The following is a 23,689-nucleotide window of genomic DNA, read 5'->3' as shown; positions in this document are numbered from 1 at the left end:
TGGGGGTTCTGGGGCGACGGGTGGCTTAGCGGAAAACCACGGTGCTGGTCTCATCCAGCAGTACGCGGTGTTCGCAGTGCCACTTGACGGCGCGGGACAATGCCAGGGCTTCGGCATCCTGGCCCACGGTTGAGAGCGTGGTGGGGCCGTAGCTGTGGTCGACGCGGATGACTTCCTGCTCGATGATCGGTCCCTCGTCCAAGTCCGCGGTGACGTAGTGGGCGGTTGCACCCACCAGCTTTACCCCGCGGTCATAGGCCTGGTGGTAGGGACGGGCACCCTTGAAACCGGGAAGGAAGGAATGGTGGATGTTGATGGCACGGCCTTCAAGGGCACGGCAGAGGCCATCGGAGAGGACCTGCATGTAGCGTGCCAGCACCACAAGGTCCACGTTGTATTCCTCCACCAGGTCCAGGAGGCGTTGTTCAGCGTCTGCCTTGGTATCCGGGGTGACGGGGATGTAGACAAAGGGCAGCCCGGCCGCTTCAGCCATGGCCCTGTGGGTCTCGTGGTTGGAGGCAACTACTACAAGGTCACCGCCGAGGCTGCCGCCGCGCCAACGGAAGATGAGGTCGTTCAGGCAATGCCCGAACTTGGACACCATCACCAGGACCCGCTTTTTGGTCTGGTCATGGAAACTGAACTTCATCTCGAAGCGGTCAGCAATCGCGCTGAATTCCTCTTCGAGCCGCTCCGGTGAGTAGCTCAGGGGACCCGAGAAAGCGGTCCGCAGGTGCAGCGTCTGGCGGAGGCCGTCGTCGAACTGCTGGTGCTCTTCGATGTTGAATCCACGCTCAAAGAGGAAGGTGGTGACTGCCTGAACAATCCCGGCGCGCTCGACGCACGACAATGTGAGTACGAACTTTTGTGCTTGCTCTTCGTTGAGCATTTCGGGCTTCGGCAGGGTGCTTACCGGTGAGTCTGTCGCCACGAGGGTCATGTCTCCTCCTTTAGATATATTCTTGAGTCCTGAACTGATATATTAGGATTGGGATTCAGCGTATACTGGTGTTCCGGGCAGGTCAATAGGTTTTTTGGTTGTGAAGAAGGGGATGGCGCTGTGGCTTTTGGAACTCTGGCAATCGCCGGTGAAGACACGAAGAAGTCTTTGGCCGACCTCGCCTACGAACGCCTCCGGGACCGGCTTTTGATGCTGGACATCAAGCCCGGCGACCTCCTCAACGATGATCAGCTCGCCAAGGATCTGGAGATCGGCCGGACGCCGGTGCGCGAAGCCTTGAAGCGGCTGGAGTTGGACCGGCTGGTTATAACGTATCCAAGGCGGGGCACCTTTGCCACTCGCGTGGAAGTGACCGACCTCGCCTTCATCTCCGAGATCCGGGCCCAGCTGGAACCCCTTGCTGCTGCCCGCGCGGCCCGTGTTGCCTCGCCGGCCACCAGGGACCGCCTGCGTGAAGTGATGAGCGCCGTGGAGGACTTTGACGTCAAGGCGGCGTCCGTGGTTGAGACCCTGCGGCTCGACGCCAGTGTCCACCAAGGGATCTACGCGGCGGCTGCAAATCCACACCTTGAAGACATCCTGATCCGCTATGACAACCTGGCCACGCGCATTTGGTGCATGGTCCTGGACCGGTTGCCCAACCTGGAGCACCACCTGCGCGAGCATCTGGATCTGCTGCGGGCGGTCATTGACGGCGACGAGGATAAGGCTGCCGAGTTGGCTCGCGTCCACGTCAGTGGCTTCGAGCAGGCAGTGCGTCAGGCGCTTTTCGCGGCTTAACCCAACGGCGCCTTTTGGCTGTTGACTCCCCGGCCGACCGATTGCATACTGAGTTATCCATCTAATATATCAGCCGGATATCAGTGCGCCGATGCTTGCCGTTGATCCCTCCGGGCGTTGGTGATGCCATCACAACCTTGAACCTTTGGAGTATCGAGTGACGATCAGACCCCTCCTCTTCGAACACATCCCCTTGATGGGCAGCAGCCGCGTGAAGCGGGGCATGGCGGAGATGCTCAAGGGCGGCGTCATCATGGACGTCGTTAACGTCGAGCAAGCCCGCATCGCCGAGGACGCCGGTGCCGTGGCTGTCATGGCGCTCGAGCGCGTTCCGGCCGATATCCGCGCCCAGGGCGGCGTGTCCCGCATGTCCGATCCCGACATGATCGATGCGATCATCGCTGCCGTGTCCATCCCGGTCATGGCCAAGGCCCGGATCGGCCACTTCGTCGAAGCCCAGGTCCTGCAGTCCCTCGGTGTTGACTACATCGACGAGTCCGAGGTCCTCACCCCGGCCGACTACATCAACCACATCGACAAGTGGAACTTCACCGTTCCCTTCGTCTGTGGTGCCACCAACCTGGGTGAGGCCCTGCGCCGCATCAACGAGGGCGCGGCGATGATCCGTTCCAAGGGCGAAGCCGGCACGGGCGATGTTTCCAACGCCACCGGCCACATGCGCAAGATCCGCTCCGAGATCGCCAAGCTTGCAGCCCTCCCGGAGGACGAGCTGTACGTTGCGGCCAAGGAACTGCAGGCCCCGTACGAGCTGGTCAAGGAAGTTGCCGCTACCGGCAAGCTCCCCGTTGTCCTGTTCACCGCCGGCGGCATCGCTACCCCGGCTGACGCTGCGATGATGATGCAGCTCGGCGCCGATGGCGTGTTCGTCGGTTCGGGCATCTTCAAGTCCGGCAACCCCGCAGAGCGCGCCGCCGCCGTCGTGAAGGCCACCACGTTCCATGATGACCCCGATGTCATCGCCAAGGTCTCCCGCGGCCTCGGCGAAGCCATGGTGGGCATCAACGTTGACGAGATTCCCCAGCCCCACCGCCTCGCAGAGCGCGGCTGGTAAGTTTCCACTGCGCCCGGTGGGCGCTGGTCCTCTGTGTGCTATTCCCCGCAACCGCTGCCGCCACTTTCGCGGTGGTTGGGGCGGGGGCCCTTTTACGCACACTGCCGGATCAGCGCCCACCGTCCCGTTTTTGGTGTGTTGGGCGGAAGGTCTTTCCACCCGGAAGCTCTTCGACAAGTCCACGGGCTACCAGGTCTGGGCCTAAGCGGCTCCTGGTTTCAGCGCTCGTCTTCCGGCCGGGCCGTGAGGATGCGGTGGGCGTTCTCCTGCAAAATGCCGAGCGACTCCTGAATGAGTGGTGAGGCGATGCTGCCCCGACGTGCTGCAGCCACAATGCGTCGGGTGGGTTTGCCCTTGCCCGTGATGCGCAACCGGACAACATTCTCTGCGTTGTTCAGGGGTGCCAACCTTGGCAGCAGGCCGACGCCCAGGCCTGCGCCCACGAACGCTATCTGGGTTTCCCATTCCACTGCCTCGTGCGCCACCCGGGGTGTCACCCCCACGGCCGTGAAGGCGGCTGTGAAGAGGGAGTGGTATGTGGAGCCGGCGGCCTCGGTGATCCAAGGTTCGGAGGCAAGCTCTTCGAGCGTTACCGATTCCTGCTGTGCCAGTGGATGGTCCGCCGGAATGATCACGTCCAGGGGATCGTCCAGCAGCACGGTCTGCTCGAACCGGGGATCGTCCTCACCGTAGGTTTCGGACTGCATGGCGACGATTACGGCGAGGTCGATTCGTTCTGCCACCAGCAAGTCGAAACAACGGGCCGGGTTGGCCTCCAGCACTTGGACTTCCAGCAGGGGACGCGTCGAGCGCAGCGTGGCGGCGAGCGGTGCCAGCAACTGTGCGGCCGCCGTCGAGAATCCGCCGAGCCCGAAATGTGACTGCACTTGGTCGCCGGCCTCCATGGCCGCTGCCCGCAAACTCTCCCATTCGGCAATCAGGGCGTCCGAGCCCGTCACCAAAAAGCGTCCCGTGGCAGTCAATCGAACGCCCCGGCCGTCCTTGGTCAGCAGTTGCATTCCCAGCATTCGCTGGAGCTCGCGGAGTTGCGCGGAGACGGCTGAGGGGGAGTAGCCGGTGAGCTCCGCTGTGGCGCCAATAGTGCCGCAGCGGGCGAACACCCGGAGTGTGATGAGCCTCGCATCGATCATGCACCTATTGTGCACGGTTATCTTCTGAATCTTGCGCTTTTGTTGCGGTTCAATCGTCCCTAATCTCATGACTATAAGGTTTTCGACAACGCCGCTCGCCCCCAACGCAGCCGTGCTCCCCACGAAACACACTCTGACCCACGCCTCCCGGGAGGAAACATATGTCTGCACCAGTCTTGCCCCTCAACTCACGCGGAAAACTCGCTTCATCCTTGCCTGCAGAGCAGCTGGCGGAGATCAGCGGTTTGTTCGAGTTCCGGCGCAAGGGATATTCCCTCGATGCGCCGTTCTACACTGATGCCACGATCTTCAAGATCGACATGGAGGCCATTTTTGGCCAGCATTGGATCTTCGCCGGCAGCATTGCCGAACTGCCGGAACCGGGCGACTACATCACCGTCGATTACGGTCCCTACTCCCTGATCGTGCTGCGCAATGACGACGGCGGCGTGAACGTCCTGCACAATGTCTGCCGCCACCGCGGCGCCCGGGTACTGACCGAAGCAACCGGATCAACCGGCAACCTGGTGTGCGGCTACCACTCGTGGACCTACTCTCCGGAAGGCAACCTGATCCACGCCTCCGCACCGGGAGAGACAAAGTTCGACAAGAGCTGCTTCGGCCTCAAGCGTGCCCACAGCCGCGTGGTGGCCGGGCTCATCTTCGTGTGCGTCGCCGACGAGCCGCCGGCGGACTTTGACGAAACGTCCAAGATCTTCGAGCCGTACCTCGCACCCCACGATCTCTCCAAGACGAAGATTGCCTACCAGCAGAACATCATCGAGGAAGGCAACTGGAAGCTCGTCATGGAGAACAACCGTGAGTGCTACCACTGCGACGGCCACCCTGAGCTGGCCTGTTCCCTCTTCCCCACCTGGGGCCTGACGGAGGGCCTGATCCCGGCCCACCTTGAAGAAGTGTGGGACCGCAACAAGGAAGCGCAGTCCTCGCTCGAGGAGCGTTGCCGCCGCTACGGCCTTCCCTATGAGGTTGTGGAGGAGCTCGACACCCGGATCGCGGGAATCCGCATCTCACGTGAATCCCTGGACGGCGAGGGCGAATCCTTCTCCGCTGATGGTCGCAGGCTCTCAAAGAAGCTCCTGGGCGACCTGCGCGACTTCCGCCTGGGCCGTTGCTCGATGCACCTGCAGCCCAACAGCTGGTTCCACTTCCAGAGCGACCACGTCATCACGTTCGGCGTCTTCCCCATCAACGAACACCAGTCCCTGGTCCGCACCACGTGGCTGGTAGCCGACGACGCCGTGGAAGGCGTGGACTACGACCTCGAAAAGCTCACCTACACCTGGAAGCAAACCAACCTGCAGGACAAGGCGTTTGTTGAGTTGTGCCAGACCGGCGCAGGCAGCCCCGCCTACGAGCCCGGCCCTTACATGAAGAGCGAATACCAGGTGGAGGCCTTCATCAACTGGTACGTACAGCGTGTCCAGGAGCACTTGGCATGACCGAACTCCTCACCGAGACGGTAGTCCAGGAGCCACATCGGATCCGCGGCCTTGAAATGCCGTGGAACAGGGTCATGGGCAGCACCGAGGGACCTGCCAGTGCAGCCCGTGCCTTGGGCCCGTGGCATCCGCAGGAGTTCATGGCCGAATGCGTGGAGATTGTTCCCGAAGTGGGCGGCATGATGACGTTCGTGTTCCGTCGCTCCGACGGTGCGCCCCTGGCTTTCCGTGCCGGCCAGTACGTGAACGTCGCCTTCCCCGTGAACGGCGAGGACCAGGATCCGGCGGACCGCAGCTACTCACTGTCCAGCGCGCCCACCAAGCCGTGGACCTTCGACATCACGGTCAAGCGCGATCCCACGGGCCTGGTCTCACCGTGGGTGCACGAGAACATCAAACCGGGGACTGTTTTGGAGATGCTCGGGCCGGTGGGCGCGTTCCACCTGCCCGACGCCGACCGGCGGGCACGGTACCTCCTGTTGGCCGCCGGAGCTGGGATCACGCCCATCATGTCGATGGTGCGGACCATTCACTCCCTGCCGGGAGAAGCCGACGTAGTGGTGCTCTATCACGGAGCAGCGGACGAGGGCTTTGCCTTCAACAAGGAGCTCGCCTACATCGCCTCCGTGGACTCGCGCATCAAGGTCTTCTATTCCCTGGGTGATCGCGGCAAGCCCGATGGCTGGGAAGGGCTCAGCGGAAGGTTGACGGCGGCCATGCTGGACCAAGTGGCCCCCGATGCCAACGGCCGCCAGGTTTACGCCTGCGGCCCTGAAGGGTACCTGAACACTGCCACGGAGCTCCTGGGGAAGGTGGGCGTGGACGATACCTCCATCCACATGGAATTCTTCACCGGAGACCGCCAGACCATCCTCGAATATCAGGCGGAGCTCGCCCACGCGGCCGACATCGCGGAGGAGATCGCGGAGGAAATCGCCGATTCCGCCGAGGACTACTACGAAAGCCAGCCCACGGCGTTCGGACTCTACGAGCCCGGCTACGACGCCGGGGGAACCTTGAAAGCGACGGGTCTCCCGCTGGAATCCGCCGATTCGGAGGCATCCGGTCCGGAAGTTTCCGACGCCGGTCCGGAGGTTCAGCACGAGGTTGCTGTTCCTGATGCGTCGAGTTTTGAGACTGTGGGCACGGGCAGCCTCACCCTGTCCTTCATGCGCACGGGCATCAATGTCCGGGTAGACCCCACTGAGCACATCCTGGGTCCGGCCCAGCGGGCGGGCGTCAGGATTGGTGCCAACTGCAAGGAAGGCATGTGCGGCTCCTGCAAAGTGGTCAAGCTTTCGGGGGACGTGGAGATGAACCACCAGGGCGGCATCCGGGCCCGTGAAATCGACGCCGGGAAGTTCCTGCCCTGCTGTTCCACCGCGCTCACCGACATGGTGATCGACGCCTGAAGGGCAGCAACCGGCAGGAGAGGAGGAAGACGGCCAGTCTTCCTCCTCTCCTTTTTTGTTCCAGTATTTTTTAGGGCGGCTGTAACCCGCCATGGTGCAAGGAAAATTCGTGTCCGCAACCCAGAGTTAACCTGGTTTCCCCTTACTCAGCGGTATAAGGGGTCTATAGTGGGGGATAGGACATTCGCTGATGCAGCCCGGCGGCCCGCTTTTCTTCCGACGCCGGAGGCCCGTAATGACCGACACCCAAATAGGCAGCTTTATTCGCGACTGTGTGGTGTTTGAGGACGACACTGAGAACGGCTTGGATTTTGACACTTTCTATGGCCTGTACATCAGCTGGTGCGTTCTTGGACGCAAAATCCCCATTCCCGACTCCGCTTTCAAGACAGCCCTTGAACTTGAGGGACTCAGGCCCATCAAGGAAAACGGCCGCAGGATCTATGCCGGCATGAGCATGGTTGGCCTTGCCGCCAGGGACTACGTGGTGAACAGCGTTCCCATGTGGCAAGAGACCGAGGCCAGCGCCGCGGCCCTTTCCGAAATTTCTGAGGAAGCTGTTCCCTCCATCGCCTGATTTCATTCAACAGCCAGCGTCCAGCCCGTGCCCCTAGGATTTCAGAAGGGGGCATGGGCTGTTCCTGTTTTTGGGGTGTGCGCTGAAAGGAATTAATGAAACCGTCCATCGTGTGGTTCCGGGACGACCTGAGGGTCGCCGACAATCCGGCCTTGCGTGCCGCCGTCGACGACGGCGAAGCCGTGGCTTTGTTTGTCCTCGACGAAGAATCGCCGGGCATTCGCCCCCATGGCGGCGCTGCGCTCTGGTGGCTCCACCATTCCTTGACGGCACTGCGTGAAGACCTGGAAAAACTGGGCATACCGCTGCTGCTCCGCCGCGGGCCGGCCGGAGAGATTGTGCAGGAAACCGCGACGACGCTGGGTGCGGGCGCGCTGTACTGGAACCGCAGGTACGGTGCGGCTGAGCGGGCGGTCGATGCCGGACTCAAGACCTGGGCGGCCGAGGCCGGCCTGCAAGTGGCGAGTTTCCAAGCCTCCCTTCTTCATGAACCCTGGAATGTCACCACCAAAACGGGCGGGCAGTACAAGGTTTTCACGCCTTTCTGGCGGACGGTGTCCGCGCAGGAATTCCGCGATCCGTTGGCCGTCCCGGCAAAAGGCCACGGATTCACCGGGAAACTGCCTGCCAGCGACCTCTTGGACTCCTGGCAGCTCCTGCCCACCAGCCCGGACTGGTCCGGGGGATTGGCTGAGATGTGGACTCCTGGAGCCGCGGCCGGGCACAAGCGGCTCGCTGCGTTCGTGGTGGACGGGCTGGATAACTACAGCGAGGGCAGGAATCGTCCGGATACCGATGGCAGCAGTTGCCTGTCTCCCTACCTTCGATGGGGTGAGCTGAGCCCTTTTGAAGTGTGGCATGCCTTGGGGTCCAGGCGATCGGAAAGCGCAAGCATTTATGCCTCCGAGCTGGGCTGGCGTGAATTCTGCTGGCACCAGTATTTCCACAACCCGGAGATCGCCACCGCCAACCTTCGCCCTGAGTTCGATCGTTTCCCGTGGGCTTGGCCCGGCACTAACGGAGTGAAAGGGAAGCACCCCGGACACGAGAGTGCGCCGGAGGAGTTCCGGGCCTGGCAGCAGGGCCGCACCGGCTTCCCCATGGTTGATGCCGGGCAACGCCAGTTGTGGCACACCGGCTGGATGCACAACAGGGTACGTATGGTGGCGGCAAGCTTCCTGGTGAAGAACCTGGGCATCCATTGGCAGCTCGGGGAGCAGTGGTTCTGGGACACCTTGGTGGACGCTGATCCGGCGTCGAATCCTGCCAACTGGCAGTGGGTTGCGGGCTCCGGTGCGGATGCCTCGCCCTTCTTCAGGATCTTCAACCCGGAAGCCCAGCGCACGCGGTTTGATCCGGCGGGAAAGTACATTGCCCGTTGGCTCCCGGAGTTCGGGACGCCTGAGTATCCGGAGGAAATCGTGGACCTCAAAACCACCCGGGCGGAGGCCCTGGAGGCATACAAGGAGATGAAGGAAGTCCACTGAGGGCCTTCCAGGCACCCCTCTGGAAATTAGTAGGAAGTCCGAGTATATTCGGATTCAGAGATGACCTGGATCACAGTTGGTCACGTGTTCCCCGCAGTGGTCCCAGTACCTGGCGGCACGGCAGTCATTCACGATGCAAAGGAGCATTTCACCATGGTGCGCGAGCTTTCCCACTACGTAGACGGTCAAAGGATCGACGGCACGTCCGGTCGATTCAGTGATGTCTACGATCCCTGCACAGGCGGAGTCCAGGCGCGGCTTCCGCTGGCCAGCGCTGACGAGGTTCGCAACGCCGTCGCAAATGCCGAGAAAGGCCAGCTCGAATGGGCGGCCATGAACCCGCAGCGCCGCGGACGCATCCTGCTCAAGTTCGTGGACCTGGTCAACGAAAACATGGATGAACTGGCTAAACTCCTGTCCTCCGAGCACGGCAAGACCTTCGCGGACGCCAAGGGCGATATCCAGCGCGGCATCGAAGTAGTGGAGTTCTCCGCCGGGGCGCCGCACCTCCTCAAAGGTGAGTTCTCCGACAACGCCGGGCAGGGGATCGACGTCCACTCGCTCCGCCAACCGCTGGGCGTCGTCGCAGGAATTACGCCCTTCAACTTCCCGGCCATGATTCCCTTGTGGAAATCCGGACCGGCGCTCGCAGCCGGCAACGCGTTCATCCTCAAGCCTTCCGAGCGGGACCCCTCGGTGCCACTGCGCCTTGCCGAGCTTTACAGTGAGGCAGGGGTGCCGAACGGCGTCTTCAATGTCATCAACGGCGACAAGGAAGCAGTGGACGCACTGCTCGAAGATCCGCGGGTGAAGGCCATCGGGTTCGTGGGATCGACGCCGATTGCCCAGTACATCTACGCAACGGCTGCCGCCCACGGCAAGCGCGCACAGTGCTTCGGCGGGGCGAAGAACCACATGGTGATCATGCCCGACGCCGATCTGGACATGGCAGCCGACGCCCTGATTGGTGCCGGCTACGGTTCCGCCGGCGAACGCTGCATGGCAATCTCCGTGGCCGTCCCGGTGGGCCAGGAAACCGCCGATGCGTTGGTGGCCAAGCTGACCGAGCGCGTCAAGGACTTGAAGGTAGGCCACAGCCTGGACAAGGACTCGGACTTCGGACCCGTGGTGGCTGCTTCTGCCAAGGAGAGGATTGAGGGTTATATCCAATCCGGCGTGGACGAAGGCGCGACGCTGGTCACCGATGGCCGCGGCCTCACCGTGGACGGATACGACGGCGGTTTCTGGGTGGGCCCCACGCTCTTCGATCACGTCACCAAGGACATGAAGATCTACAAGGAAGAGATCTTCGGCCCGGTCCTCAGCGTGCTGCGCGCGGCTGACTACGACGAAGCACTCAGGCTCTGCAGCGAGCACGAGTTCGGCAACGGCGTCGCAATTTTCACCCGCGACGGCGACTCCGCCCGGGACTTTGCCAGCCGCGTGGAGGTGGGGATGGTGGGCATCAACGTGCCGATTCCGGTGCCGATCGCCTACTACACCTTCGGTGGCTGGAAGGCTTCCGGTTTCGGCGACCTCAACCAGCACGGCGCAGATGCCTTCCGCTTCTACACCAAGACCAAGACCGTGACGTCGCGGTGGCCCTCCGGCATTCGCCAGGGCGCCAGCTTCATCATGCCGGCAGGCAGCTGATGGGGGCTGAAGCGGCAGAGGAAGAAGTCCTGTTTGAGCGTCGCGGCCACCTGGGGATCGTCACCCTGAACCGCCCCAAGGCGGTCAACGCGCTGAACGCGGGAATGGTGAAAGCCATGCTCCGGCAGCTGACCGATTGGGCCGGCGACGACGCCATTGCCACGGTGTTGGTGCGCGGCGCCGGTGACCGTGGGCTGTGCGCCGGCGGCGATATTGTGGCCATCTATAAGGACATGCTGCACGGCGGCACTGAAACTGCGGAGTTCTGGGCTGAGGAGTATCGCCTGAACTTGCTCATTTCGCAGTACCCCAAGCCGTACGTGGCCTTCATGGACGGGCTGGTACTGGGCGGTGGCGTGGGTATCTCCGCCCACGGTTCGGTCCGGATTGTCACCGAACGGACCCGTACCGGGATGCCCGAGACCACCATTGGTTTTGTTCCCGACGTCGGCGGCACGCTGCTGCTGTCCCGCTCGCCGTGGGAGACGGGAACTCACGCAGCCCTGACCGGCGCCCACCTGTCAGGGGCCGACGCCCTGTTCATGGGGCTCGCGGACCACTTTGTGCCGTCCGAAAGCCTGCCCGCGCTGGCGGAAGCGCTGGAAAGCTCGACGCCGGATGCCGCCGTCGGGCGCTTTGCCCAAGCCGCGCCGGACTCGGCCCTGGCGGCACAGTGCGAGTGGATCGACGCTGCATACGTGCATGACGACGCCGAGGAAATTGTGCGGAGCCTGCGCTCTTTGGGCGACCAAGCGATCGCTGCGGCGGACACGATCGAGTCCAAGTCGCCGACGTCCGTGAAGGTCGCTCTGGAATCGTTGCGCCGGGTCCGCGGACTCCTGCTCGAGGAAGCGCTGGATCAGGAATACCGCGTGGGCCTTCGCTGCCTGGCCGGTCCTGATTTCCGTGAGGGCATCCGCGCACAGGTAGTGGATAAGGACAGGCATCCGCAATGGAAGCCGCCCACGCTTGCTGACGTCCACGCGTCCGACGTCGAGGGCTACTTTGCGCCGCTCGGCGAGCGGGAGTTGGGGCTTTCAAAACTGGGCACTGAGTCGAAGGAGACGGTATGACAGAGAACGCAGCCATGTCAGATAGCCAAGCCCCGGGGACGGGCCTCATCGCGTTCCTCGGACTTGGACACATGGGCGGCCCCATGGCGGCCAACCTGATCAAGGCCGGGCACGACGTCATTGGCTATGATCCCGTTCCGGCAGCCGTTGAAGCGGCGGTGGCCCATGGGATTCCCATGGCCGCCACGGCGCATGAAGCTGCTGCGGAGGCGGCAGTGGTGCTGACCATGCTGCCCAGCGGCAAGCATGTCCTGGATGCCTATCGTGGGGTGGACGGCCCGGGGCTGCTTGCCATTGCGCGGCCAAACACACTCTTCCTGGACTGTTCCACCATCAATGTGGACGAAGCCCGGGAAGCTGCCGCCGTTGCCCTTGAAGCCGGGCACCGCTCAGTGGACGCCCCGGTTTCCGGCGGCGTAGTGGGTGCAGAAGCGGGCACGCTGACGTTCATGGTGGGCGCGCTTCCCGAGGACTTCGAGACCGTGAAGCCCATCCTGGAATTGATGGGCAAACGGATTGTCCATTGCGGTGACCACGGTGCCGGGCAGGCCGCGAAGGTCTGCAACAACATGATCCTGGGCGTTTCCATGATTGCGGTGGCCGAAGCGTTTGTTCTCGGTGAAAAGTTGGGCCTCACGCATCAAGCCTTGTTCGACGTCGCTTCCAACGCCTCGGGGCAGTGCTGGGCGTTGACCACCAACTGCCCCGTTCCGGGACCTGTGCCTACCAGCCCGGCCAACCGCGACTACCAGCCCGGTTTTGCCGGAGCGTTGATGGCCAAGGACCTGCGCCTGGCCCTGAACGCGTTGGAGAGCACGGGTGTTGCGGCGGAAATGGGACCGCTGGCATCACGGATTTACGATGCCTTTGCTGCGGGTGAGGGAGCCGGAAGGGACTTCTCCGGAATTATCACGGAGATCCGGGATAAATCCGTGTGAGAGGTTTGAACCGAGTAGTTGAGGGTCTGAAGAGCGTGGCGAGAGGGAGAGCATGACGGAGCAGTACCAGAACATTGTGGTGGAGCGTCGGGGCCGGGTTGGATTGGTGACCCTGAACCGGCCCGAAGCGCTGAACGCGCTGAACACGGCACTGATGAATGAGCTCGTGGACGCTGTCACTTCAATGGACACCGACCCCGACGTAGGCGCAGTGGTGATCACGGGATCCGCCAAAGCGTTCGCTGCGGGTGCCGACATCAAGGAAATGTCCTCCAACAGCTACATGGAGATGTACGCGGCGGACTGGTTCCGGCGCTGGGAGGACCTCACCCGCCTCCGCATTCCTGTTGTTGCTGCTGTTTCCGGCTTTGCCCTGGGCGGTGGCTGTGAGCTGGCCATGATGGCCGATTTCATCATCGCCGGGGACAACGCCAAGTTCGGCCAGCCGGAAATCAACCTGGGGGTGATCCCGGGCATGGGCGGCTCGCAGCGGCTCACCCGCGCCGTCGGCAAGGCCAAGGCCATGGACATGGTCCTGACCGGCAGGTTCATGGACGCCGATGAAGCCGAACGCTCCGGCCTGGTCTCCAGGGTGGTTCCTGCTGCTGAAGTCATTGACGAAGCGGTCAAGGCAGCGGAAGTGATCGCGTCCAAGTCCAAACCCGCCGCCATGGTGGCCAAGGAAGCTGTCAACGCGGCCTTCGAAATGGGACTGTCACAAGGGGTGGTGTTCGAACGGCGCGTATTCCACTCGCTCTTCGCAACAGAGGACCAGAAGGAAGGCATGGCCGCGTTCAGCGAGAAGCGCCAACCGGAGTTCAAACACCGGTAATTCGCGCGTCTTTTGGGGCCTGGCGGGGATAGACTCGGTGCACTTACAAATGGGGAGAGAACATGTCAACGGAGATCGTTCAGGCTAACCACACTGAAGCGTCCGCCCAGCCGATCAACCGGCAGGCCCTCGTGGCCGCCGCAATGGCAGTCGTAGCCCTCGTCGGGCTGTTCTTCGCGGGCATGGCTGTGATTGCGGTATTCGTGGTGGGGGCAGGGCATGTGGCCCTCAACCAGATCGAGCAGCGCGGCGAACGCGGCAGGGGCTTTGCCATCGCCGCTTTGGTGGTGGGCTACGGGATTGGCCTCCTGTCCCTGGGCTCGGCGCTGATCTTCGCGTTCACCGGGTAGTTCCGGCGGCTCCGCTGTTTTAGTCTGCTGCTTCAGTCCTCTGATTAGGACGCAGCTCACGGTCCTTCCTTCGTCATGTTCCACCTGATTGCGACTCCTACTGAGGGATACACAAGCAGGCGAGACTGAGGGACCCATGACCTGGCAATTTTGCGATAACGATTACTGCTCCGAGGGCTGGCACTGGACTGACCTGACGGGAAGTCCGGAGGCCTGCCGTGGTTCTGATGAAGACGGCTCCGACGAACAGGAGAACCGCACAAGGGTTGTCCGCTCCTACTTCGCGGCGTAGGCCTCGTCAGGGACCAGCGCTGCATCGAAGAACGCCCGCTCCAGCCGCACCGCTTCCGCGAAGGTAGCGGCCACGCGTTGCCGCTCCTGCGGCTGTGAAGGTTCGACGGCGTCGAATTCGTCGCGTAGCCATGTGACCCACGCGTTGTACTCAGGGTTGTTGTGGAGGCGGATCCATTCGGCATGCCTGGGTTCGGCGGGCCACTGGGTGGGGTCTCCGGCGCGGGCGGCCCACTCTCCATACAGCCACTCAGCAACAAGCAGGACTGCCAGGACATCGGGGTAAGAGCGGGTGGACAGGGCGCTGCGCATCAGGTTGTCGAACTCCCGGGTGGCACGTCCGAGAGCGGGCGCAGTCCTCTCGGCTTCCGGAACGTCCAGCTCATTGAAGCAATCCTGGAAGTACGTGTTCTCGTCCGAAGCGAAAGCTCCCAAAACCCCGGCGAACACCAGGCGTGCGGGGAGCGAAGGAGCTGAGGCGACGGCCTGGCCCAGCAGGGCGGTGAAAGCATCGCAGAACTGGTAATCCTGCATAAGATAATGGCGCAGCTGCTCATCGGGAAGGGACCCGTCCAACAGCTGGTCCACGAACGGATGGTTGACGGCGGCGTCCCAATCCCCGGCGGACTGGTTCCTGAGTTCTTCGGCAAAGCTCACGGTGTTTCCTCCTGAAGTGTCAGCATCGGAGCCTAGCAGCGTGTTGCGTTGTGGCGTCGGGCGTTACGCTATGGTGCCTCTCCCGGTGCGGGCGTAGGCTCTGGCCATGACGAACGAGCGCGCATCGAAGATGATCGTGGTTGGCTTTGACGGGTCCGAAGAATCACACCGGGCCGTTCAATGGGCGGCAAAGCACGCTATCCTCCGGGACTGTTCCCTTCACGTTGTGCACTGTTCGTTGTGGGTCATGCTGTCCCACAACAGGGGTCCCGTTCCTGGTGTGGCCGATAGCGGCCTGGAACGGGCCGCGCAAAAGGTGCTTGAAGAAGGCGTGGCGCTCGCCAAGGAGACCGTCCCCGATCTGGACGTTCGCAGCACCTTGTTTCACGGCATGCCGCGCGATCACTTGGCCCACGTCTCGGCCGGTGCTGCGATGTTGGTGCTCGGAAGTCGGGGTCTTGGCGGGTTCATGGGTTTGCTGGTGGGATCGGTGAGTTTGGAGATGGCAGCAACCGCTGAGTGCCCGGTGGCCGTGATCCGCGCCGACGACCATCCTGAAGGTCCCGTCCTGCTGGCGGTGGATGAGACGGGTTCCCCGGCAGCCCTCGAGGACGCGTGCCTGTTTGCAGCAGCAACAGGTGCCGAACTCATGATCGTTCACGTGCTGCACGAACCGGAAGGGTACCGGCGGTTGCGTGAGCCCGTGGAGGCTTATCCGGACGCTGAAGCGATGCTCGACTCCGTGCTGAGCCGCGCCAGGCACAAAGCCCCCGGGATCACAGTGTCCGGCGAGCTCCTGGTGGACTCGTCATTCTCCCGGGCGGTGGTCAAGGCTTCACAAGGGGCTCGCATCACGGTGGTGGGGACCAAAGGACATGGGCTCATCAAAGGAACCATAGGCTCAACGGCCCACGCCGTGCTCCACCATGCCCACAGTCCGGTGCTGGTTTCACGCCGGAGGCCCGAGCCTGCGTAAGCCGGTGGAGGCCCTGGCAGGGACTCCCTCCCGTGACTGACCGGACCTAGCATGGGAGTCATGGATAACCGGGCTGAAGTACGCGAATTCCTGATCTCCCGGCGTGCGCAGGTGGCCCCGGAGCAGGTGGGCTTACCCGCAGGATCCAACCGCCGGGTCAAAGGGCTGCGTCGCAGCGAAGTTGCCACACTGGCAGGGCTGAGCGTGGAGTACTACACGCGATTGGAAAGGGGTGCCATCAGCGGTGCTTCGCCGCAGGTGCTGGATAGCCTGGCCAGGGCGCTGAAGCTGGACGACGCCGAGCGCGCCCACCTGTTTGATCTCGCTCACGCGGCCAGTCCGGTTGCCAGGCCCCCGCGACGCCGGACCTCGAAATCCTATGTACCCCACCAGAGCCTGCAGTGGGCGCTGGACGCTGTCACTGCAGGCCCCGCGTTCGTCCGGAACGGCCGAATGGACCTGCTGGCAGTGAACCCCTTGGCGCGGGCGTTCTACAAGGACTGCTACGACATGCCGGGCCAGGCGCCAAACATCGCACGCTTCACTTTCCTGGATGACCGTGCCCATGAGTTCTACCCGGACTGGGACGCCTTTGCCGAGGTGACCGTTTCCATCCTGCGCACAGAGGCCGGCCGCGACCCGCACAACAAAGAGCTTCACGACCTCATCGGTGAACTCAGCACCCGCAGCGAGGACTTCCGCGCCCGCTGGGGCGCGCACAACGTCCGCCATCACGGTACCGGGTTCAAGACGTTCAACCATCCGATCGTCGGTGATATGACACTCGCTTTTGAGGGCCTGGAAATGGCGGCCGAGCCCGGACTGACCCTGACCATCTACGCGGCGGAACCCGGATCGCCGTCGGCCGAGCGGCTCCAGTTGCTGGCGTCATGGGCGGCCAGCGAATACGCCGTCGAGTCCACTGCCGAGAGGACCCGGGCGGACAGCTGACCACCGGCACGCTCAGCGGCTGACTTCTACCCTGACGTTCTGGCCCTCGAAGCGTGCGAGATCCTCCGGTGTGGCGTTGTAGCGTCCCAGATGGATGGTCTGGTCTGAGAATTCGATGCCCGATGCGTTGTAGTAAAAACCCAGGTTTCGCCAAGGGACGAAGTAGATGAGGTCGCCGTCTTCGGGATCGGATCCGGGGGACCCCTCATGGCTAAGGGGCCTGGGCAGGTCCGCGATCTTCTCCCGGCCGGCGAACTCTTCCATGGTGAGGGTCAGCGGGAGCATGCTCAGGAAGTCCCGGGTGGCGGGGCTGTCCTCGCCGATGGTCACGTTCAGTGTTTCCGAATCGGTACTGTAGCGGACCACGGTACCTATCACGCTGCCTGTGGCGGGGCTGGATGCCTCGCTGGGGCTGGATTTTTTCTGGGGACTGGTGGCTATTTTGCTCGGAGCCGGTGCTGCGTCCCCCGTTGGTGGTGGGCTGCAACCGACTAGTGTCAGGGGCAGCGCCAGGGCCAGGGCCAACGCAACCGTCCTCGCAGGGAACGGTATGCCGACGGTGCTGCGCCTCATGCCACAGCACCTTCCTTCCGGTCCTTCAGCATCAGCAACGTAAGGGGCACGAAGTAGAGCGCGGCGATGACAGTCCCCACCACCACCGGGCCCGTGGCACCGAGCGATGACTCGAGCGCATAGCCGGCGATCCATGAGCCCACTGCCGTGCCCAGATTGAAAGCTGACGTGCTGAGCGCCGAAGCAAGGGTGGGTGCTTGGCCTGCATAACCAACGGCTTTGCCGATCAGGATGGGGTTGGTGGCCATGCCAAAGAGGCCCAGTAGGAAGATCAGGACCACGGTGACCAGCGCGTAGTGGGAGAACAGTGCAAGGGCACCCAGCACCAGGAATGTCATGCCAGCCGGGATAAAGAGTGCCGGATAGGGGCGGTGAGCACCGAAATGGCCGCCAAGATTGGAGCCAATGAAGGCCCCCACGCCGTAGGCCACCAGCACCAATGGCACCACGGTAGCGGCAAGTCCGGTGTTTACAGTCAGCAAGGGCGAGATGAAACTGTAGGCGGCCAAGGACGATCCGCACACGATCGCGCAGCCGGCCAGGACAAGCCAGACCCGGGTGTCGCGCATGCTGGCAAGTTCTGCCCGCACTGACGGAGCAGCGCCGGATTCCGGGGTGACCGGGACCAGCCGGTACACCACGCCAGCAGCTGCCAGCGCGAGGACAGCCAAGGCCCAAAACGGCCCCCGCCAGCCAACCACCTGCCCGGCAAACGCGCCGAGGGGTACACCCACCACATTGGCAAGCATGCCACCGCCGAGGACAACGCCCAGCGCCCGGGACGCTGACGCCGCACCTGCGGCTTTTGCACCCACGACGGCGGCTACCGCCCAGAACGCGCCCGTCGCCAGTGCGGTGACGAGACGAGCCATCAGGATCAGGGTGAAGTCGGACGTGAGGGCAACAACCACATGCCCCACAGCAAATATCACCAGTGCCAGGCTCAGCGTCAGGCGGCGCGGCAGCTTCAGGGTCAGGATGGACATGGTGGGGGTTCCCACGATCATCCCCACCGCGAAGACCGTGATCATGAGGCCCGCATCGGCTACGGACGTGCCAAGATCAGTGGCGATCTCCGGCAGGATGCCCGCAACAATGAACTCGGTGGTTCCCATCAGGAACACGCCCGCCGCCAGAACGTAGGTCACTAGAGGCAAGCGCCGGGTGCGTGTGGGGGAGAGTTGTGGTCATGACTCTAGAACATCAGGGTTATGGACTGGGAGGGAGTCCCGCTTAAGGGAGGTCCTCCGAGGGACTCCTTCCCTGAGCGTCCCGCCCACTGCGCTCCACGTGCGGTCACTGACGTTATTTTGTCGGTGGCTGGTGCCAGAGTTAGGGCATGGAGCGAATTGGGGAGAAGCGAGCGGGCGCACGGGTGCCGGGTCCGCTTGCTGCTGCCTCAACCGCCCACACTCTTGGCGGAGTTCCGCCCCGAGCTGTTCCGTCCAGCGCAGTGCAGCCCGGCACTGCCCCCAACAGCAGCGTCAGTAGCGACCTGATCGAACAGTTGCGGGTCCTGGAGGAGATGAAGTCTGCGATCTCCGCTTTGCAGGCGCGGGTTGCTGTGGCCTTTGATCTCGCCCAGCGTGCCGAGCAAGCCGAGGCAGGCGTCCCTGCTGCGGAGCGTGGACAAGGTGTGGGAGCCCAGGTTGCTTTGGCCCGGCGCGAGTCACCGAACCGCGGGGCACGTCTCCTGGGCTTGGCAAAAGCCCTTGTCACGGAGATGCCCCGCACCTTGGCGGCCCTGAAATCGGGGAACTTGAATGAATGGCGCGCTACGCTTCTTGTTAAGGAAACGGCCTGCCTGTCTGTCGAGGATCGTTGTGCGGTGGACGAGGAGCTCGCCCCCGACACCGGGACCTTTGACGGCAAGGGCGACAAAGCGATCGTTGCCGCCGCAAAAGCTGCCGCCTATCGACGTGACCCGCGGTCTGTAGTCGGGCGTGCCAGCCGTGCTGCGGCCGAGCGGACCGTCAGCCTCCGTCCGGCCCCGGACACTATGACATACCTAACGGCCTTGCTTCCTGTAGCCCAGGGCGTAGCGGTCTACGCCGCGCTGACTCGAGCGGCTGATTCTGCCCGTTCCAGTGGGGATACCCGGGGTCGGGGCCAGCTCATGGCCGACACCCTCACCGCACGCATTACGGGCACCCCGGGCGGGATTTCGGGGATCAACCTGGACCTCGTCATGACTGACCGCACCCTTTTCCAAGGCGACAGCGAACCAGCCCGGCTCAAGGGCTACGGAATCGTCCCCGCAGAATGGGGAAGGGAACTGCTCGCGTTGGGGCAGGCCTCACCTCTGGGTCAGGCGGGCGTGAGCCCAGCCTCTAGAGCAGGACACCCCAGCCAAGGTCCCGCGGCAGCGCTGAACGCAGAGTTCGCCGTATGGCTTCGTCGGCTCTACACCGCGCCGGGCACAGGAGAACTGCTCGCCACCGATTCCAAAGCCCGGCTCTTCACGGGTGGGCTTCGGCGCTTCATTGAAACCCGCGACGATAGTTGCCGGACTCCCTATTGCGATGCGCCCATACGGCATATTGACCATGTGGTTCCGTGGCGCTCCGGAGGAGGGACCAGCCTGGCCAACGGCGCCGGTCTATGCGAAGCGTGCAACCACACCAAGGAAAACGCCGGTTGGAGCACCAAGGTCATGCCCGGGGACGTTCACACCCTGGAAATCAGCACTCCTACGGGACACACGTACCAATCAAAGGCTCCACCCCTGCCCGGGCACGGACCCTCCAGAACGTAAAGAGGTAAAAAGCCTAGTCCTCGAAGTCTCCGGCGTCCCTCCGGAAGCTGCCCAGCACGCGGATGAGGTGGTCCACGTCGTCGGGCCCGAAACCTGACTTTCCAAAAACCTCCGCGTTGAGCGCCGCCGTCGCCTTCTTGGCGAGCGTTCGGCCTTCAGGAGTGAGCTCGATCAGGGTGGTGCGCCCATCGGTGGGGTGCGGTGACCGGGCAACCAGGGCTGCCTTTTCCAAGCGGTCGACGGCGTTGGTCACCGAGGTGGGGTGCACCTGCAGGAGCGCGCTGGCTTTGTTCATAGGCAGGGCACCGCTGCGGGCGAAACTCAGCAGTGCAAGGAGTTCGTAGCGTGCGAAGGTCAGGCCAAAGGGTTTGAGCACTGTTTCGATCCGGGCGAGCAGAATCTGTTGCGTGCGCATGATGGCGGTAATGGCGGCCATGGGCGCAGCGACATCACCCCAGCCATGCCGTTCCCAGTTGCGCTGGGCGTCGGCAATGGGGTCGCGGGGGAGTGGCGTGCCCATGGGCCTCCTTTGTTTGCTTGCTTGGCCTACTGCTTGCTTGGCCTACTGTTCGGTTGGCTAGTCTTTCAGATTCGGAAACTCTTCCTCGGTATATTCCACGCCCAAACCAGCGGGTAGCGGACCGTCGCCGTGCCGGGCGACTTCCGTCCCGCGCAGTTCAACCCGCCTGATCTTGCCCGAAATGGTCTTGGGCAGCTCTCCGAATTCGAGCCGACGGATGCGCTTGAACGGCGCCAGGTGCTCGCGGCAGTACTTCAAAATGTCCTCGGCTACTGCCGGCCCGGCTTCATAGCCGGCGGCCAACACCACAAAAGCCTTAGGCACCGACAGCTTCACGGCATCAGGCGAAGGCACGACGGCGGCTTCCGCCACTGCGGGGTGTTCGATCAGGACGCTTTCGAGTTCGAAAGGCGATAACCGGTAGTCGGAGGACTTGAAAACATCGTCATCCCGGCCGACGTAGGTGATGACGCCGTCGGAATCCCGGCTCGCCATATCGCCGGTGTGATAGTAGCCATCGCGGAAGGCCTCGGCCGTCTTGGCTTCGTCGCCGAAGTAGCTTTTCATGAGCCCCACGGGCCGGGGGTCCAAGCGCAAGCAGAGTTCGCCGTCGTCGGCTTCCTGCCCGGTGAGCGGGTCCACCAGCACGACGTCGTAGCCTGGCAGCGGCCGTCCCATGGAGCCGATCTTCACGGGCTGGGCAGGAGTGTTGGCGATCTGGACGGTGGATTCGGTTTGGCCGAAGCCGTCGCGAATGGTGACACCCCAGGCTTCCTCCACTTGGCCAATGACCTCTGCGTTGAGCGGCTCGCCGGCGGAAACCACTTTCAAGGGCGGGCTGGTGAGCTGGGTGAGGTCGGCTTGGATGAGCATGCGCCACACGGTGGGCGGGGCGCAGAAGCTGGTGACTCCTTCCCGGCCCATCTGGTCCATCAGGGCGGCGGCGTCGAAGCGCTGGTAGTTGTAGATGAAAACGGTGGCTTCAGCAATCCACGGCGTGAAGACGTTGGACCAGGCGTGCTTGGCCCAGCCTGGTGAGGCGACGTTCAGGTGGACGTCGCCGGGTTCCAGGCCGATCCAGTACATGGTGGAGAGGTGGCCCACGGGGTAGGAGATGTGGGTGTGCTCCACCAGTTTGGCTCGGGAGGTGGTGCCGGACGTGAAGTAGAGCAAGAGGGTCTCGTCGGCTTTGGTGGGGGCGTCGGGCGTAAAGTCCGTGCCGGCGTCGTTCGAGTCTGAGTACTGCCTGGCGTCTGGGTTGGCGTGCTCGGAACCGACCTCAATCAAGGTGTATTGACCCTCGACGTCGGCGAACTTGCCGATGTTGGCACTTCCGACGGCCACCCAGGCGGCCCCGCCGCGCTCCACCCGGTCCTGGAGATCACGGGCGCCCATGAGGGTGGTGGTGGGGATCATCACGATGCCCAGTTTGATGCCGGCGAGCATGAGTTCCCAGAGTTCCACCTGATTGCCGAGCATGATGATCATGTGGTCGCCGCGTTGGACACCTTGGCCGCGCAGCCAGTTGGCCACTTGTGAAGACCTGCGCGAGAGGTCCTTGAAAGTCCGGCGGGTGGAGCTGCCGTCCTGTTCCACGATCACCAGGGCCGGCTGGTCGCCGCGGGCCGCGTCCGCCGCGATCTGGTCGAACCAGTCGAGCGCGAAGTTGAACTCTTCAAAGCGGGGCCATTGGAATTCGGAGTGGGCCTGCTTGTAGTCCTCGCGCAATTCCAGCAGCCTGTCGCGGGCCGCACGGAAGTCTTCTGTGACTGTCATAGTCCGCCTTTCGCCTTCGGGTTGTGCCGGCACCTTTGCCGAAGCATCCCGCCTAGTGATCCACATCACCTTGCAATATACTAGGACATCCAAGGGTTTGGAAGAGCCTATGCGGGACATGACGAAGGGGTCTAATGCTCGACGAAAAAGCTGCCGGCACCGTTACCAGCGGTGCGGCATCGACACGCGTCCTTCCTCCTTATCCGGAGGCGGACTTGATGCACGTCATTGACCTGCTCCCCCCGGAGGAGCGCTTGCGGTACCTGGAGATCAGGGAGTTCCTGCAAACGCGAATCCGTGCTGCGAGCATCGAGTACTGGAACCGGGAGGAGTTCCCGTTCGGGCTGTTGGCCGACATGGCCAAGTTCGGGGTGGGCGGGCTGCAAACTGATGGGTCCTCCAAGCTGTTCAAGGGCCTCATGTACACCGAAGTGGCCCGGGCGGACGTCTCACTTTCGGCGTTGGTAGGCATCCACAATGAGTTGATCGTCGGCATGATTGACGAGCTCGGATCACCGGAGCAGAAGCGTAAATGGCTGCCGGGGTTGGAGGCATTTACCCAACTGGGCGCCTTCGCCCTGACCGAACCGGACCACGGTTCGGACATCGCCGGAGGACTTTCGACGACGGCGCGGCGCGACGGCGGTGAATGGGTCATCAACGGCGCCAAGCGCTGGATCGGGGCAGGGACCATTGCCGATTTCGCGTTGGTCTGGGCCCGTGACGAGTCCGATGGCCACATCAAGGGATTCATCGTGGAGACCGACCGCCCCGGGTACTCCGCCACTAAGATCTCCCACAAGATCGGCCTGCGCATCATGCAAAATGCGGACATCGTGTTGGACGAGGTCCGCATTCCCGTGGAAAACCTTTTGCCGGGCGCCACGGAGTTCTCGCGGGCCAATGAACTCCTGCGTGATTCCCGTGCCTGGGTGGGATGGCAAGCGGCAGGAATCCAGCTGGCGGCCTTCGATATTGCCCGTTCCTACGCCTTGGAGCGCAAGCAATTCGGCAAGGAGCTGGCCCGTTTCCAGCTGGTTCAGCAGCAACTCGCAGACATCCTGGGCAATGCCAACGCCTCACTGTCCATGATGGTGGAGCTCGCGCGGATCCAGCAGGCCGGGAAACTCGAGATGGTGCAGGCCGCCATGTGCAAGGCCACCACCACCCGGCTGGCCCGATCATCCGTGGCGATGGGCAGGTCCCTGTTGGGTGGGAACGGAATCACCACGGATTATGAGATGGCCAAGCTGTTTGGTGACGCCGAGATCCTGTACACGTACGAGGGCAGTTATGAGATCAACTCCATGATCGTGGCCCGGGCGGTGACGGGGAAGTCGGCGTTTGTCTGACGAAGCAAGCCCTGGATAAACGCACGGAGCACCCCATAAACGCACGGAGCACCCCTTCGCGGCTGTGAACGTCGGCGAAGGGGTGCTCG

23 protein-coding genes are annotated in these 23,689 nt (G+C 63.1%); 16 read left to right on the top strand and 7 right to left on the bottom strand.

Features of this window, described 5'->3' with window-relative positions; all coding sequences use genetic code 11:
• Positions 1-25: 25 nt before the first annotated feature.
• A complete protein-coding gene (gene purU / locus M1D51_RS19270) occupies positions 26-940 on the bottom strand; it encodes a formyltetrahydrofolate deformylase (RefSeq protein ID WP_458107644.1) in 915 nt (304 codons plus the stop codon).
• 120 nt (positions 941-1,060) lie between these two features.
• On the opposite strand from purU, the gene M1D51_RS19265 reads away from it, so the two are divergent.
• Complete coding sequence (locus M1D51_RS19265; protein WP_172324353.1) at positions 1,061-1,741, top strand: GntR family transcriptional regulator; 681 nt, start codon at positions 1,061-1,063, stop codon at positions 1,739-1,741.
• Positions 1,742-1,937: 196 nt separating this feature from the next.
• On the top strand, positions 1,938-2,813 hold the full coding sequence (gene pdxS / locus M1D51_RS19260; RefSeq protein WP_458109622.1) for a pyridoxal 5'-phosphate synthase lyase subunit PdxS: 876 nt from the start codon (positions 1,938-1,940) through the stop codon (positions 2,811-2,813).
• Between the two features lie 218 nt (positions 2,814-3,031).
• Here pdxS and M1D51_RS19255 read toward each other — a convergent pair whose 3' ends face one another.
• On the bottom strand, positions 3,032-3,964 hold the full coding sequence (locus tag M1D51_RS19255) for a LysR family transcriptional regulator (protein ID WP_458107643.1): 933 nt from the start codon (positions 3,962-3,964) through the stop codon (positions 3,032-3,034).
• Positions 3,965-4,125: 161 nt separating this feature from the next.
• Between M1D51_RS19255 and M1D51_RS19250 the strand changes: the two genes are divergently transcribed.
• The 10 genes from M1D51_RS19250 to M1D51_RS19205 all read left to right on the top strand — a co-directional run bounded on the left by M1D51_RS19250 (position 4,126) and on the right by M1D51_RS19205 (position 14,041).
• Positions 4,126-5,427 (top strand): aromatic ring-hydroxylating oxygenase subunit alpha, encoded by a 1,302-nt coding sequence (locus M1D51_RS19250; protein ID WP_172324355.1) that lies wholly within the window; start codon positions 4,126-4,128, stop codon positions 5,425-5,427.
• A complete protein-coding gene (locus tag M1D51_RS19245) occupies positions 5,424-6,839 on the top strand; it encodes a ferredoxin reductase (protein ID WP_458107642.1) in 1,416 nt (471 codons plus the stop codon). The genes M1D51_RS19250 and M1D51_RS19245 overlap by 4 nt, the downstream gene beginning before the upstream one ends.
• A 235-nt stretch (positions 6,840-7,074) precedes the next feature.
• Positions 7,075-7,416 (top strand): hypothetical protein, encoded by a 342-nt coding sequence (locus M1D51_RS19240; protein WP_458107641.1) that lies wholly within the window; start codon positions 7,075-7,077, stop codon positions 7,414-7,416.
• Between the two features lie 95 nt (positions 7,417-7,511).
• Positions 7,512-8,903, top strand: a complete 1,392-nt coding sequence (locus M1D51_RS19235; RefSeq protein ID WP_458107640.1) for a cryptochrome/photolyase family protein — start codon at positions 7,512-7,514, stop codon at positions 8,901-8,903.
• Positions 8,904-9,056: 153 nt separating this feature from the next.
• On the top strand, positions 9,057-10,556 hold the full coding sequence (locus M1D51_RS19230) for a CoA-acylating methylmalonate-semialdehyde dehydrogenase (RefSeq protein WP_458109621.1): 1,500 nt from the start codon (positions 9,057-9,059) through the stop codon (positions 10,554-10,556).
• Entirely contained in the window at positions 10,556-11,629 is a 1,074-nt protein-coding gene (locus M1D51_RS19225; RefSeq protein ID WP_458107639.1) for an enoyl-CoA hydratase/isomerase family protein, read from the top strand. Before M1D51_RS19230 ends, M1D51_RS19225 begins: the two co-directional genes overlap by 1 nt.
• Complete coding sequence (gene mmsB, locus M1D51_RS19220; protein WP_458107638.1) at positions 11,626-12,567, top strand: 3-hydroxyisobutyrate dehydrogenase; 942 nt, start codon at positions 11,626-11,628, stop codon at positions 12,565-12,567. Before M1D51_RS19225 ends, mmsB begins: the two co-directional genes overlap by 4 nt.
• Positions 12,568-12,619: 52 nt before the next feature.
• Positions 12,620-13,399, top strand: a complete 780-nt coding sequence (locus M1D51_RS19215) for an enoyl-CoA hydratase (protein ID WP_458107637.1) — start codon at positions 12,620-12,622, stop codon at positions 13,397-13,399.
• Between the two features lie 62 nt (positions 13,400-13,461).
• Positions 13,462-13,749 (top strand): DUF4190 domain-containing protein, encoded by a 288-nt coding sequence (locus M1D51_RS19210; RefSeq protein ID WP_458107636.1) that lies wholly within the window; start codon positions 13,462-13,464, stop codon positions 13,747-13,749.
• A 136-nt stretch (positions 13,750-13,885) separates the two neighbouring features.
• On the top strand, positions 13,886-14,041 hold the full coding sequence (locus M1D51_RS19205; protein WP_458107635.1) for a hypothetical protein: 156 nt from the start codon (positions 13,886-13,888) through the stop codon (positions 14,039-14,041).
• Here the strand turns inward: M1D51_RS19205 and M1D51_RS19200 are convergent.
• Entirely contained in the window at positions 14,026-14,697 is a 672-nt protein-coding gene (locus M1D51_RS19200; protein ID WP_458107634.1) for a TenA family protein, read from the bottom strand. The genes M1D51_RS19205 and M1D51_RS19200 overlap by 16 nt on opposite strands.
• A gap of 106 nt (positions 14,698-14,803) precedes the next feature.
• On the opposite strand from M1D51_RS19200, the gene M1D51_RS19195 reads away from it, so the two are divergent.
• Together M1D51_RS19195 and M1D51_RS19190 are read left to right on the top strand one after the other, a co-directional pair.
• A complete protein-coding gene (locus M1D51_RS19195) occupies positions 14,804-15,673 on the top strand; it encodes a universal stress protein (RefSeq protein WP_458107633.1) in 870 nt (289 codons plus the stop codon).
• 60 nt (positions 15,674-15,733) lie between these two features.
• Positions 15,734-16,624, top strand: coding sequence for a helix-turn-helix transcriptional regulator (locus M1D51_RS19190; protein ID WP_458107632.1), 891 nt, complete (start codon positions 15,734-15,736; stop codon positions 16,622-16,624).
• A 12-nt stretch (positions 16,625-16,636) separates the two neighbouring features.
• Here the strand turns inward: M1D51_RS19190 and M1D51_RS19185 are convergent, their stop codons facing one another.
• The gene (locus tag M1D51_RS19185; RefSeq protein ID WP_458107631.1) at positions 16,637-17,197 is read right to left on the bottom strand and encodes a cyclophilin-like fold protein; all 561 of its coding nucleotides are present in this window, start codon (positions 17,195-17,197) and stop codon (positions 16,637-16,639) included.
• Positions 17,194-18,345 (bottom strand): MFS transporter, encoded by a 1,152-nt coding sequence (locus M1D51_RS19180; protein ID WP_458107630.1) that lies wholly within the window; start codon positions 18,343-18,345, stop codon positions 17,194-17,196. Before M1D51_RS19180 ends, M1D51_RS19185 begins: the two co-directional genes overlap by 4 nt.
• Before the next feature lie 191 nt (positions 18,346-18,536).
• Between M1D51_RS19180 and M1D51_RS19175 the strand changes: the two genes are divergently transcribed.
• Positions 18,537-19,952: a DUF222 domain-containing protein gene (locus M1D51_RS19175; protein ID WP_458107629.1), complete on the top strand. Its 1,416-nt coding sequence runs from the start codon at positions 18,537-18,539 to the stop codon at positions 19,950-19,952.
• A gap of 13 nt (positions 19,953-19,965) precedes the next feature.
• Here M1D51_RS19175 and M1D51_RS19170 read toward each other — a convergent pair whose 3' ends face one another.
• On the bottom strand, positions 19,966-20,472 hold the full coding sequence (locus M1D51_RS19170) for a MarR family winged helix-turn-helix transcriptional regulator (RefSeq protein ID WP_458107628.1): 507 nt from the start codon (positions 20,470-20,472) through the stop codon (positions 19,966-19,968).
• Between the two features lie 57 nt (positions 20,473-20,529).
• Positions 20,530-22,248, bottom strand: a complete 1,719-nt coding sequence (locus tag M1D51_RS19165; RefSeq protein WP_458107627.1) for an AMP-binding protein — start codon at positions 22,246-22,248, stop codon at positions 20,530-20,532.
• Between the two features lie 134 nt (positions 22,249-22,382).
• On the opposite strand from M1D51_RS19165, the gene M1D51_RS19160 reads away from it, so the two are divergent.
• A complete protein-coding gene (locus M1D51_RS19160) occupies positions 22,383-23,600 on the top strand; it encodes an acyl-CoA dehydrogenase family protein (protein ID WP_458107626.1) in 1,218 nt (405 codons plus the stop codon).
• Positions 23,601-23,689 lie beyond the last annotated feature (89 nt).

It is taken from the genome of Arthrobacter sp. R3-55 (genome assembly GCF_054161505.1).
This window is presented reverse-complemented; position numbering and strand designations above follow the sequence as displayed.